The 13284-nt window shown below is 42.8% G+C and carries 14 protein-coding genes; 10 read left to right on the forward strand and 4 right to left on the reverse strand.

Annotated elements, in window-relative coordinates:
- Window positions 1-19 precede the first annotated feature (19 nt).
- From C558_RS0115295 to C558_RS31105, 10 genes are all read left to right on the forward strand, one after another.
- Window positions 20-1417, forward strand: coding sequence for a lipopolysaccharide biosynthesis protein (locus C558_RS0115295; protein ID WP_018757165.1), 1398 nt, complete (start codon window positions 20-22; stop codon window positions 1415-1417).
- Window positions 1418-1462: 45 nt separating this feature from the next.
- On the forward strand, window positions 1463-2254 hold the full coding sequence (locus tag C558_RS31100; RefSeq protein WP_018757166.1) for a LicD family protein: 792 nt from the start codon (window positions 1463-1465) through the stop codon (window positions 2252-2254).
- A gap of 57 nt (window positions 2255-2311) precedes the next feature.
- On the forward strand, window positions 2312-2704 hold the full coding sequence (gene tagD / locus C558_RS0115305) for a glycerol-3-phosphate cytidylyltransferase (RefSeq protein ID WP_018757167.1): 393 nt from the start codon (window positions 2312-2314) through the stop codon (window positions 2702-2704).
- Window positions 2705-2818: 114 nt separating this feature from the next.
- Entirely contained in the window at window positions 2819-3583 is a 765-nt protein-coding gene (locus C558_RS0115310; RefSeq protein ID WP_018757168.1) for a tyrosine-protein phosphatase, read from the forward strand.
- A gap of 76 nt (window positions 3584-3659) precedes the next feature.
- Window positions 3660-5993: an S-layer homology domain-containing protein gene (locus C558_RS0115315; RefSeq protein ID WP_018757169.1), complete on the forward strand. Its 2334-nt coding sequence runs from the start codon at window positions 3660-3662 to the stop codon at window positions 5991-5993.
- Between the two features lie 90 nt (window positions 5994-6083).
- Window positions 6084-6848, forward strand: coding sequence for a YveK family protein (locus tag C558_RS0115320; RefSeq protein WP_018757170.1), 765 nt, complete (start codon window positions 6084-6086; stop codon window positions 6846-6848).
- Complete coding sequence (locus C558_RS0115325; RefSeq protein WP_018757171.1) at window positions 6829-7515, forward strand: CpsD/CapB family tyrosine-protein kinase; 687 nt, start codon at window positions 6829-6831, stop codon at window positions 7513-7515. The genes C558_RS0115320 and C558_RS0115325 overlap by 20 nt, the downstream gene beginning before the upstream one ends.
- A gap of 34 nt (window positions 7516-7549) precedes the next feature.
- A complete protein-coding gene (locus C558_RS0115330) occupies window positions 7550-8587 on the forward strand; it encodes a copper amine oxidase N-terminal domain-containing protein (RefSeq protein WP_018757172.1) in 1038 nt (345 codons plus the stop codon).
- A gap of 142 nt (window positions 8588-8729) precedes the next feature.
- Complete coding sequence (locus tag C558_RS0115335; RefSeq protein ID WP_018757173.1) at window positions 8730-9476, forward strand: sugar isomerase domain-containing protein; 747 nt, start codon at window positions 8730-8732, stop codon at window positions 9474-9476.
- A 194-nt stretch (window positions 9477-9670) separates the two neighbouring features.
- A complete protein-coding gene (locus C558_RS31105) occupies window positions 9671-10018 on the forward strand; it encodes a VOC family protein (RefSeq protein ID WP_425413945.1) in 348 nt (115 codons plus the stop codon).
- Between the two features lie 70 nt (window positions 10019-10088).
- Here the strand turns inward: C558_RS31105 and C558_RS0115345 are convergent, their stop codons facing one another.
- From C558_RS0115345 to C558_RS0115360, 4 genes are all read right to left on the reverse strand, one after another.
- A complete protein-coding gene (locus tag C558_RS0115345) occupies window positions 10089-10331 on the reverse strand; it encodes a hypothetical protein (RefSeq protein WP_018757175.1) in 243 nt (80 codons plus the stop codon).
- A gap of 20 nt (window positions 10332-10351) precedes the next feature.
- Window positions 10352-11782 carry a membrane protein gene (locus C558_RS0115350; RefSeq protein ID WP_018757176.1) on the reverse strand — a complete coding sequence of 477 codons (1431 nt, stop codon included), beginning with the start codon at window positions 11780-11782 and terminating at the stop codon, window positions 10352-10354.
- A 288-nt stretch (window positions 11783-12070) separates the two neighbouring features.
- Complete coding sequence (queF, locus tag C558_RS0115355) at window positions 12071-12574, reverse strand: preQ(1) synthase (RefSeq protein ID WP_018757177.1); 504 nt, start codon at window positions 12572-12574, stop codon at window positions 12071-12073.
- Window positions 12558-13247 (reverse strand): queuosine precursor transporter, encoded by a 690-nt coding sequence (locus tag C558_RS0115360; RefSeq protein ID WP_018757178.1) that lies wholly within the window; start codon window positions 13245-13247, stop codon window positions 12558-12560. The genes queF and C558_RS0115360 overlap by 17 nt, the downstream gene beginning before the upstream one ends.
- Between the last annotated feature and the right edge of the window lie 37 nt (window positions 13248-13284).

The following is a 13284-nucleotide window of genomic DNA, read 5'->3' on the forward strand; positions in this document are numbered from 1 at the left end:
CATCGAGATTGAGGGGAAAATGAATAAATTTAAACTACTGGTTTCTAATACATTGATTTTTGCGATTGGGACTGTACTTACAAAACTCATACTTTTCCTGCTAATGCCATTGTATACTTCGGTATTAACAACAGAACAATTTGGGTATGCTGAAATTTTAAATAATTCAGTTGAATTGTTGCTGCCCATAGCAACATTATGCATAGCAGATGCGGTGTTTAGATTTGCCATTGATGATGACAGCAATAAAACAAACTTACTTTCTACAGGAATCAATCTTTTAATAAAGGGATTTATACTTATATTAATTCTCATCTTTATACTAGATTGTTTTTATGAGTTTGATTACTCGTTCTACCTAGTTTTATTATATGTTTCAACTGCAATTAAACAGCTGTTTGCACAATTTTGTAGAGGTATCGGACATGTGAAAATCTTTACAATTAGTGGTGTGCTTGGTGCACTATCCCTATTAGTTAGCAATCTTATCCTATTGGTTATTTTTAAATTAGAAGTACCAGGATATCTATCTGCAATAATAATTTCAAATATTATTTCTGCGGTTTATTTGTTTATAGTATCAGACCTCCATAAATATATTAGTATGAAGTCAGTTGATAAGGGCCTGCTTAAAAGTATGTTACTATTTAGCATTCCAAATGTGGCTAATATGGTATCTTGGTGGGTAAACAATACCTCTAGTAGATATATTATTTTAGGGTATTATGGTGCTGGTGCTGCTGGAATGTTCACAGCAGCTAGCAAGTTACCTGCTATGATAAATTTATTATCGAGTATTTTTCAACAAGCATGGCAATACTCATCTTCAAAAGAAATTAAAAATGAAGATAGTGGTGATTTTTTTACGGATGTATATAAATATTTTTCTTCTTTTATCTTTATATCGAGTGCCCTACTGTTGATTGTCACCCCCGTTATTTCTAAATTTTTATTGCAAGGTGAATTTTATTCAGCCTGGGTTTTTGTTCCGTTATTATTGGTTTCAGCGGTATTAGGTAGTTTTTCAATCTTTTTTGGGACGTTCTATATGGCAGTTAAGAAGAATACTATGGCGATGATATCAACAGTAATCGGAGCTATTACTAACTTAATTACTTGTTTATTATTAGTGCCGATAATTGGGGTGTATGGAGCCTTAGTTGCAAGTGTTGTGAGTTATTTATTTGTAGTTATTTTTAGAATAGTAAATACGAGACAATATGCAAATGTTAATATCAATTTATCTAAATTGATTATAAATCTTATGGTTATTTTATTTCAGGCAGTAATATTGACTATCAATTCTCGTTTCTCATTATTATTGGCGCTAATCATGCTGATTACAATTCTGATTGTTAACGCTAAAGATTTTTACGGATTTTTCAAGATAGTGACAGATAGAAAAAAGAGAGAATAGTAGTTAGCAGTTTCCTTGAAAACTAAGCATTTGAGGTGAAATTTAATGGACTCAAAAGAGGTAAGTATTAGAGATGTTCAAATTCGTCTGCTTGAAATAATTGATTATATCGACGGGTTATGTAAAAAAAATGAAATTCAATATTACTTAATAGGTGGGTCCGCACTTGGGGCGGTTAGACATCATGGGTTTATACCATGGGATGATGATTTTGATATTGCTATGACTCGTGAAAATTATTTTAAATTTATTAAGGTTTGTGAAGTACAACTAGATAAGGAAAAGTTTTATTTTCAAAAGGAAAGAAGTGGGAAGTGGCCTCTTTATTTTTCGAAGATAAAATTAAATAATACCGTATTTAAGGAACCTGATGCAGTAGTCGGTGCTCATCATGGAATATTTATTGATGTGTTTTGCTTTGAGAATATAGCAGATGAGTTAATCCCCTCAATTTGGCAATATATTTGCAGTAAGTTAGTAATAGCTAAAACTCTCTCTGAGAGAGGATATAAATCTGCAACTTCCAGGAAAAAGATGGTATTAAGTGTGATGAAAATTTTTCCCAAAGTACTAGTTGATAAATTTTTACTAAAACAAATAAGAAGTAATTCGAATGAAACAAGCAGAGTTGGTTTATTATTTGGAAGGGTAAAATATAAGACGGCCATTATACCAAAAGAGTATCTTGGTTCAGGTAGGTTTATTGAGTTTGAAGGACGTATGTTACCGGTACCTGAAAAGACACATGAATATCTTAGTGCATATTTTGGAGATTATATGAAATTACCACCAGAAGATAAAAGAATCGGTCATCTTCCTAAAGAAATTCGATTGTAATGCATGTTGAAATTAGATAATAAGTATCTAGAATTGAGTAATAATTTGGAGGTAAAGATGAAAAGAGTATTAACATACGGTACATTTGACTTACTTCATTATGGTCATATAAATCTATTGAAACGCGCTAAAGAGAGAGGGGATTATTTAATTACTGCGCTATCAACTGATGAGTTTAATGGTATAAAAGGAAAAAGGAGTTATTTTAAATATGATGAAAGAAAAAAATTATTAGAGGCTGTGAGGTATGTAGATTTAGTTATACCAGAGCATAATTGGGAACAAAAAGTTCAAGATGTATTAACTTATCACATTGATACCTTTGTAATAGGTGATGATTGGAAAGGAAAGTTTGATTTTTTAGCCGATTATTGCAACGTTGTTTACTTAGAACGTACTCCTGAAATATCGACAACAAAAATAAAGGAACAATTAATGCTGCAGTCGTAGTTTGATTGAAGTTATTTACTTTTTTGCTTTGTGATTAACAACTTTATGACCTTTATGAACATTATTATTTGGAAAATATTATATAATTAACTTCTTGAGATGAGGTTAAACAGGATGATAGACATTCACTCCCACATCCTCCCCGGCATTGACGACGGTTCGCAAAGCATTGAGGAATCCATTGCTATGGCAAAGGCGGCCGTGGCTGAGGGAATTAAGACGATTATAGCAACTCCGCATCATGCGAATGGCAGATATGATAATGAAGCGAACGATGTTCAGCGACGAGTACTTCAATTGAATCAGAGATTAGCGATTGAAGATATTCCCCTGAAAGTACTTCCAGGGCAAGAAATACGAGTATACAACCAACTTATTCGGGATTTGGAGCAACGAAAAGTCAGAACGCTTGATGAGTCCAGCTACATGCTTATTGAGTTTCCGACATCGAAGATCCCGAATGATTTTTCAAATCTGTTGCATGAATTACGCGTATTAGGCATTACCGCTATTATTGCGCATCCCGAGCGGAATGCAGAAATATTAAAAGATTTAAATGTATTAGAAGAACTCATCGAGCAAGGTGCCTTGGCGCAAATGACGTCGCACTCGCTAAATGGGTTATTTGGCGCGAAGATTAAGGACATTTCCTTGGAAATGTGTGAGCGAAATTTGGTTCATTTCATCGCATCGGATGCTCATAATCTGACGAAACGTGGTTTCGAACTCGCTAGAGCTTATGAAACCGTCAGTAAACAGCTGGGCGCGGACTATACGATTTATTATCAAGATAATGCCCAAGCAATCTTAGAAGCCCGAGATATTCAGATATGGGAACCGGTTCAGAAGCAGAAGAAGTGGTATGCCTTCTGGAAGTAATAGAATAATTGATTTGGATTGATATGGGCCTGCACTTGTGTAGGCCTATTTCAAAATATATGTAAGAGGTGACAAAATGAAGTTAAGAAAGAAGATTGCACTAACAACAGTTGCAGCGGGGATGGTATTAAGTACAATTTCCGGCATTCCTCTTAGCTCTAAGGGGTTGCAAGAAGCATTAGGCGTACCGACTGCTTATGCGGCATCGGACATTCAAGTTAAGGATGCATTGGCCATCCTTAAGACTAAGCTTACTGAGATTAATGGACAGTTCGGAATTAATTCGGACTATGCCATTAAAGGAGCAGATACTTTACCAACTGTAAAGGAGAAAATTAATTCTCTAACTACAGAGATAGTTGCTCCTGTCGCGAAGTATTACGAGAAAGCGAATATTACAGATGCAGAAGCGTTGAAAATGCTGCAATCCATTGCACTGATTGCATTTGGCAATGTAGCTAGTCTTGATAACTTAAAAGAAGACAATCAAGCAGCGATTGACAAATTGAGAGACTATGCGAAGCTTGAAACTGTCTCTAAAGACGATGTGATTAACTTCGCAAAAGAAGTTCAAAAATCAACAAATGTTAAGAAAATTCTTGGATTCATTGAAATCAAGGAGTTTGATCTAGCGAAAGATGAAATTGTTAATACGCTTGTTGCTGTAATCAATAACCAAGCTTCCTCGAATCCGTTCGCTACATCGCTGAAAAATCTTAATATAAACGTAGAAGATCTGAACGATGTATTTACCAATGTTGTTTCACATGTTGGTTCTGAAAACTTGCAGCAATCCATTATTGCAATGGCCATTGCCACAGCACGTAATGAGCTAACAACAGCTCCAATTACAACAGCGGATAAAACATTGAAGCTTGTTGTGAAAGAAAATAATGAATGGTCTTCTCAGATCAATGCACTCATTGCTGATTATGCTGATGTTCTTGTATGGGAAGTTAACGGTACAAAAGTATCTGATGGAAAAATTCCTTCAACAGCAACGGGCACTGTTAAAGTCGTTGCTAAAATTGGTGTTTCCAAGCAACTTAAAGACCAAGCCATCTACATAGGTAATGTAACTGTTCCTTCTTCCGAAACTGACGGTCCTGGCGGCATCGGCGGCGGAAGCAGCACTGGCGGTGGCGCAGTAGTTATCGACAACGTTTTACCTAAATTCGATGACATTTTTGCTAGCTTCAAAACCTCGAAGGATGCACTAAACGTTAAATTCGCAGCAGCTTTGGCTAAGCTGTCTACACTTAATGTATCTTCACTCATTGTTGTAGAGAATGGCAAATCCGTCGTTTCGATCTCAGATGAGAAGGCTGCTGCTTATATCAAAGCGATCAAAGAAGCTTACGACAAACTCGTGAAGCAAGCAAAAGAGCTTGATCCGAACTTCAAAGCACCAGCACTCAGTATTACGTTAGATTTGGGCACAACCAAAACAGCGACAGCTGATGTGAAGTTATCCAAGAAATTACTAGAACTTGCTAGCGAGGCGCAAGTAAGCCATATTCGTGTATTGGTGAATGGCGCCGTATTCAGCTTGCCAGTCGCTGAGTTTAAAGGCAACGTAGTTGTTAGCATTACGAAAGAGAATGATTCCGTAGCGACTAATGTTACGAAGCTCCCACTTGCTTCAGGCGTATACAGCTTCATCATTACGGTTGATGGCAAGGCAGTGGAACAATTCAACAACAAAGTTGAATTGCAAATCCCGTTGCTAAACGCTACAGGTGCGAATGAATTCTTGACGATTGCGAAGATCGTTGACGGCAAGCTGCAAATCCTTGGCGGTAAGGTGCAAGGTAACTCCTTCAAGAAGTCCCGCAATTCGCTTTCCTCATATGTTGTTGTAGAGAACAAAGTATCTTTCAATGACGTTGAGAGTGTTGAAGCTTGGGCAGGCAAGCAAATTCAAGTTGCAGCAGCGAAAGGCATTATTGAAGGGAAAGGCGAAGGCAACTTCGATCCAAGAGCAAAAGTAACACGTGCAGAGTTCGCGAAGATGCTCATCAAGGCATTAGAGCTTGAATCGACAACAGCGAAGAATGAGTTCAGCGATGTAGCTGATACTTCATGGGCAGCAGAGTATGTTGCGGCGGCTTCATCTCTTGGAATCATCAACGGTGTTGGTAACGGCAAGTTTGATCCAAATGCAGAGATTACACGTGCACAAATGGCTGCAATGATCTCTAGAGCATTGAAATTAACAAAAACAACTGAAGCTGATGACAGTGTATTGAATACATTTACAGATGCTGATGCGATCCCAGCTTCCTTGAAATCGGATATTTCCGTTGCAGTGAGCGAAGGATTAATTATCGGTTCGAATGGTAAATTCAATCCGAATGGTTCTGCAACTCGTGCGGAAGCAGCGGTTGTGATCTACCGAGTCGTGAAGTAGTAAGATGTGAAGAACAGCCGTCTTCCTCGTAAGAGGGGGGCGGCTATTTTAACGATCATCATTAGAGTGCGAGAGAGTGGGGGTTTGATTGTGTCCAATGAGTTAGATTTGAAAGAGTATTATGTAATTATTCGGAAAAGACTAGGCCTTATTGCGACAATTGTCGTGTTATCTTGCTTAGCAAGCGGATTGGTTAGCTATTTTATTCTGAATCCAATCTATGAAGCTTCTACCAAAATTATTGTGAATCGTTCTAGTGAGCAAAGTCTTGCAAACTCGCTGGATTTGAATGAGGTCAATACGAATTTACGATTAATCGATACCTACAAAGAAATCATTAAAACACCTGCCATTATGGACATTGTTGTGAAGGAGAATCCTGATTTTGGCTTCACTTCGGCAGATTTGATGAAGAAAGTATCAGTTAGTTCTGTTAATAATACACAAGTCATGACCATCAAAATGGAAGACTACTCGTATGAGAAGGCAGTTCAGGTGGTCAATGCCATTTCTAATGTATTCAAAGATGAAATTTCAAATATTTTCAAGGTTGATAATGTAACCATTCTTAATAAAGCACAATTATCCCCAGTTCCAGATCCAATAAAACCGAATCCGAAGTTGAATATTGCAATTAGCTTTATCGTGTCGCTCATGGTAGCTGTGGGTATTGCGTTTCTGCTCGAATATTTGGATGACACCATCAAGACGGAGAGCGACGTCGAGAAGTATCTTCAGTTGCCTACGCTTGCAATGATAACTTCACTTGACCCAGAGGAAATGAAGAACGACCAAGTGCCAGCCCCAAAAAGTGAAAAGGTAGGTGAATCTAAAGTTGTCACGCTTAACCAATAAACGCCCCATTGTACTCATGAGTAACCCAAAATCGCCCGTAGCGGAGGCGTATCGTTCGCTTAGAACGAATATTGACTTCTCCAGTATAGATGAAGAAATTCGAGTCATTATGGTCACTTCGGCTGGACCGGAGGAAGGAAAATCAACGACGCTCGCGAACTTAGCGGTGTCTTATGCGCAGTCAGATAAGAAAGTCGTCATTATCGATGGAGATATGCGGCGTCCGACGTGTCATCATACGTTTGATTTGTCGAATCGTGTTGGATTATCCAGCATTATTACGGGCCAGAACGATTGTCAAGACGCGATTAAAGAGACTGAAGTCCAGAATCTCTATGTCATCCCATCTGGGCCCATTCCACCGAATCCATCCGAATTGCTTGGCTCGAAGAGAATGACAGATGTCCTAACAAAGTTAAAAACCATGTTCGATATCATTATTATCGATACCCCACCGGTTCTAGCGGTAACGGATGCGCAGATTATTTCGAGTAAATGCGATGGCGTTGTCCTCGTTATCAACTCTGGTAAGGTTAAGCGCGAAATGGCCATGAAAGCCAAAGCCAATCTAGATCATGTTCGTGCGAGAATTCTTGGCGTAGTATTAAATAACGTGAAACGTAAGAAAGAAGAAATGTACTACTATTACTATGGCAGTAAGGAATAGGTTTTTATTAATATCCAATAGAGGGTGACTTATAGTGAGAAAGAATAAGCTTGTGAAAATATTGACGATTTCGATATTAGTATTTTTTATGAATGCAGCGATTTTGTCAGCTTCCGGTACGATGATTAAACAGATGCAAGTCAATATTTTACCGATTCACTTTAAATTTAATGGATCAGAACTTGCCTCGCCGAAAGATCAACAAAGTTTCATGTACAATAATACTGTCTATGTGCCGCTTCGTTTTATTGCCTATGCACTAGATAAATCGGTTCAATGGGATACAGCAAGCAAAACAGTTACGATCGCTGAACCAACAGCACGTGAACGTATTCAAATTGAAGAGTTTAAGCTAAATGCTGAACTAAAAAGCACGACGCAATCAGTAACGCAGGTCGAGAAGGCTAAGATACAGAAGATCAATGCTGCGAATGCAGTCATTACCTATGTGATTGATGGGAAGAAGCTTGATTCGAATATAAGTAAATCGGGTTACCTCGTGAATAATGCATTGTTCGTTCCAATCCGTTTCTTATCTGAAGCGGTAGGACATCAGGTCGCTTGGGATTCCAAGAGCTTCACGGTGACGGCCAATACCAAAGATTATGTCGAGAAAGATAAAGAAACGACAACCCCAAATCAAGAAACAGGTACCGATCCGAAAAAGGGTGATCAATCAGGTAACAACGGAAAAGATACGACAGCACCTGGAGGAGCGACTGGCGGAACAGGCGGTAATGGCGATGGCAAACCCAATAACGCGTTGTATGACACGATTACTAGTAAAGCAAAGAGTACTCTAGAAGCACTTCAGAGCAGCACGGAAGATCAGTTCTATGCACTAGCTAAAAAATACGTCAACGCGACGGATGCAGCTGAAAAAACAAAAATTAAGCAAGAAGGACAGCAACTTCTGGATAGCACAACATCAAAGTTTAGCGGCATTATCGCTTCAACCAAACAACAATTGGAGACTAACGGCTTCAGCACAGATGTGATTAAGGAATACCAAGCCGAATTTGATAAACAAGTGAAATTAGGCAAAAAAATTCTTGGCGATATGGTTGACTAATGTTTGAAGAGCCCTTTTTCAGTATTTAGCTGTATTAGCTAGATATTGAAAAAGGGCTTCTTTGTGTTACTTTTCTATTAAACCGCATAATCTCTTACAGTAGAACATGGTATCCATTTCAGATAAGGGAGGTTGTCACGATATGAAGCTAGGTGCTAGAGTCATGCTGGAGGCCATCTTGGATGTTGTGAAAGAGATGGAAGCTACGCAGGTAGAGGCGATTCAAGAAGCTTCGAAGCTATTGGCTGCGTGTTTGCAGCGAGGCGGCATCATTCATGTGTTCGGGGCAGGGCATTCGCGGGCCTTTGGCATGGAGATGTGCGGTAGAGCAGGTGGACTTGTTCCGATGAAGCTTGTCGCGCTTGAAGACATTGCGCTTGCAGAAGGCACGGCTGGAATTAATCTGACGGAACTAGAACGCTCACCGGAGACGGCGCATCGATTGATGGACATTCACCAGGTGCAGGATGAAGATGCTTTTATTATTGTATCGAACTCGGGTCGGAATGGATCTGCCGTAGAGTTGGCGACAATCTGCTGGGATCGGGGACTTCCAATTGTCGCGGTCACATCGCTGAAGCATTCGACGAATACGGACAGCAGGCATCCGAGCGGTAAGAAACTCTACGAACTCGCTGATATTGTGATCGATAACTGCTGCCCTTATGGGGATGTGTTGCTTGAGATTCCGAACATGGAAGAGCGAACGGGATCGGCGTCCTCGATTGTCGGTGGATTGATTGCACAGGCGATTACGAATGAGATTATTCTTCTGTCCGTTGAGCACGGGGAATTGCCACCTGTTTATCGCAGCGCGAATTTGGATGGCGGCGACGAGCATAATCGGAATATTGTCGCGCGTTATGCGCACCGGAATATTACATATTAATTGGCAAGGGATCTCCTTTCGGCGTGGCTCCTTTTATTTTATCGCAGCTACTTATGTCCAGAGATCCTATGGTGTAAACTTGAGATAGGCTCACATCAAGCAATCCAACATTGAATCAAGGAGATGATCTCATGTCACATCGTAAGCCGAAGGTTACTCCATTTTTGATGTTCCAGGGATAAGCGGAAGAGGCAATCAACTTGTATACCTCGACTTTTGACCAATCTGAAATCTTAAGTATGATGCGCTATGGGCCAGGCCAACCGGGGACAGAGGGAAGCGTTATGATGGCCTCCTTTTCCTTTCATGGGCAAGTCTTTATGGCCAATGATAGTAACGTGCAGCATAATTTCACATTCACGCCATCGATATCGATGTATGTCACATGTGATACGGAAGAGGAAATTGACCGCGTATTCGCAACATTATCCGAAGGCGGCGGTGTCCTGATGCCGTTACAAGCGTATCCGTTCAGTGCGAAGTTCGCTTGGATCTCGGATCGATTCGGTGTATCCTGGCAATTGAGTCTGGTGAAGAGCTAGCATAGTTTCGGAAAAGAGGAAACCTGTTGAATCCTTACGCGGAATCAACAGGTTTTTTGGCGTTCACCTTCTAGTATAGAGGCTGCTGGGAGCCGGTCCCAGGCCATTGACACCCAGGAAACGGATTGACGGCTTGAATCTGACTGAGCGGATAATGCTTTGTAGCAAATTGCGTGTGGTAGAGATACTCCATCAAGTAGATTTCGCCATTTTGGACGCTGCACAGGACACCGGTTACGCCGGTACCGTCCATCATGGAGACACCGACGGGTTTACCGAGAAGTCCGTGCAGACTTTGTGCGGATACGGGCATTCTGTTACACCTCCAAGCGATTAGATGAGGAACATCGCGACAATGGTCGTAACGACAAGGCCGATGATAACAGGCTTTAGGTTGCGCCGGGCAAGCTCGAACGGATTGATGCCGCAGATGGCTGCTGCCGGGATTAATGCCCAAGGGATGATCGTCCCGCCGCCTACCCAGATGGCTGCGATCTGCCCGAGCGCGGTTAAGGTCGCGACGCCGCTCTGAATAGCTGTCCCGAACAGATTTGCGATGGAACCCGCGAGTGAGATACCTGAGAATCCAGATCCGTCGAGACCCGTGATCGCACCGACGGTGGTTAAGGTCGCGGCACTCACAGCGGTATTGACAGGCACGGTATGCGCAAGGGCGAGGCCGAGATCATTCACAATGCCATGGGAGCCGGCAGGAAGCGTCTTGCCGAAGACTTCAATGAATGCGCTGTCACCCAAATAGAAGAAAGCAGCAATTGGGATGACGGGGCCAAAGACGCGAAACCCGAATAAGAAGCCGTCGACCATATCGGTCGTCGACTGCTCTAATCCCCGGCTGCCATGCGCGAAAAGACAGATGAGCAGGAGGAGCAAGAGGGCTGTGCCACCGATGAGCGCCGTTGCATCGCCGCCCTGCAGTTTAAAATAGATCATGGCAGCGACATCAGTGAGGAAGAAAAGTGGAACGAGAATCGAGAAGACGATCCGCATCTTGCGAGGCATGAGCGAACGGGACTCAGTCTCTGAAGGTGGAACAGCACCGTCGCTGCTGACGGATGTGGTTGTTGTGCCGCTCGTTAACCCTGTCGTGAAGGTTAACGAACCGTTCTTCATATCGCGGCGAAGAAACCAGAAGGCAGCTACGGTTGTGACGATTCCCATCACCAAAACGAGCGGTACACTTGCAGAGATCACGTCCCCGACGGGAATGCCAGCAGCGTCTGCGGTAAGCTTCGGTGCGGCTTGGATGATGTAATCGCTCGATAAGGCGATTCCGTGGCCGAACAGGTTCATCGAGACGGCAACGCCGAGTGCGGGCAATCCTGCGCGAATGGCCACCGGAAGCAGCACGGCACCGATCAACGCTACAGCGGGCGAAGGCCAGAAGAACCAGGAGATGACCATCATGACTATTCCGATCGTCCAATAGGCGAGGGTTGGGGTGCGTATGAGTTTAGTGAACGGACTTACCATCATTTCATTGATGCCGGTTCGCGATAGGACGCGGCTTAAGGCGACAATGACGGAGATGATGAGGATGGTTCCGAGCAATTCTTTTAACGCGTAGATAAAGCTTGAGAAAATGCCGCTGACCGATGCTGTGAGCGATCCGGTCGCGACGAGGCCAAGCACGAAGATGCCTGCGATACAGAGCAGCGTTGTATCCCTTTTGCGCACCATGAACCCGATGATGAGTACAATACAGGCAACATAAATCCAGTGCAGAGCTGATAAGTGGACATCCATGTCTACCCCTCCAGTAGATATACGAGGTGGTTCATAAAGTTGACTTATGCCCACATCAGGAAGCGATTTTCTTGCTGATTTGCGAATAACCTGACCCAAAAAAGCGCAGTCGCTCAACAATGAATTACTTCGATAAATGGGTTATCTCATCACGATCGGTGCTGCTAAGTCAACCTTTTGAACACTTGCTATACATTATGCATGGGCCTAGAATGGGTGCGCTGAGGTGCGTGTCCAGGCATAGAAAAACCTCTAACCTTCGCAAGCGAAGAGTAGAGGCTTAGAGCATTAACGGTTATCGATTTTCTCCGGGTACATATCATGCTGGAACAGGCGCTGACGTGCGACCTCTTCCCAAGCTGTCCCAGGCTTGCCATAGTTGCAGTAGGGATCAATGCTGATGCCGCCGCGCGGGGTGAACTTGCCCCAGACTTCGATATATTTGGGCTTCATCAGTGCAACGAGATCGTCCATGATCGTATTGACACAAGTCTCATGGAAATCGCCGTGGTTACGATAGGAGAAAAGATATAATTTCAACGACTTACTCTCGACCATCAACACATCCGGCACATAGCTGATATAGATCGTAGCAAAATCCGGCTGGCCCGTCATCGGACACAAGCTCGTGAACTCCGGACAATTGAATTTGACGAAGTAGTCGCGGTCCTGCTTCTTATTCTCGAAGGTCTCTAATAGCTTCGGGTCATATTCGTAGGTGTAGACCGTGTTCTGGTTCCCGAGTAAAGTTAAGCCTTCGATGGGTTGGTTCACGTTATGCTGCGTGGTCATGATGAATTCCCTCCTGTGTATAGCTGCTTCGTGCCCATGCGACGAGCGCATAGACGAGCGGTGTTAGAATGATACAGAGTACAATCTTGATCCCATATTCCGTGCCGATGATCTTCCCAATTTCTCCTGTAGGTACACGTCCCCAAAACGCAATGAACGAGAAAATCGTCGTATCGATCAGCTGGCTGGCCATCGTACTGACATTGTTCCGCAGCCAGAGATGACGGCCATGGGTTCGCTTACGCAAGCCTAGGAACATATAGATGTCTAGGTTCTGCGAAATGGCATACGCAATAACGGATGCTAGCACGATACGCGGCACGCCGAGCAGTACAGATTCAAAGGCAGCTTGCCCTTCATAGAACGCAGCGCCAGGGAATTTCACGGCAATCGTGAACAGGCAGACCATGATGACGTTGGCAGCGAGCCCGAGCCAGACCATGCGCTGAGCGACGTGTTTGCCCCAGACTTCGGAGACCGTGTCGGCAATGACGTAGGTAAAGGGATAGAACAGGATGGCGACCGTCGCGGAGGTGAAGCCGAAGGTGACGATCTTGGTCGCGACGATATTTGCGATCATCACGCAGCAAATAAAGAGGCCTGACAACAACAGCAGCTTCTTCGAGCTGGGGTCGACAGGAATGAATGGGGGTAAAGCTTTTTTCTGTGGCATAATGTTGCCCTCCTAGTTTTGTTTTAACAGAGGCGGA

The sequence above is a fragment of the Paenibacillus terrigena DSM 21567 genome, from assembly GCF_000374845.1.
Taxonomy (GTDB): Bacteria; Bacillota; Bacilli; order Paenibacillales; family Paenibacillaceae; genus Paenibacillus_K; species Paenibacillus_K terrigena.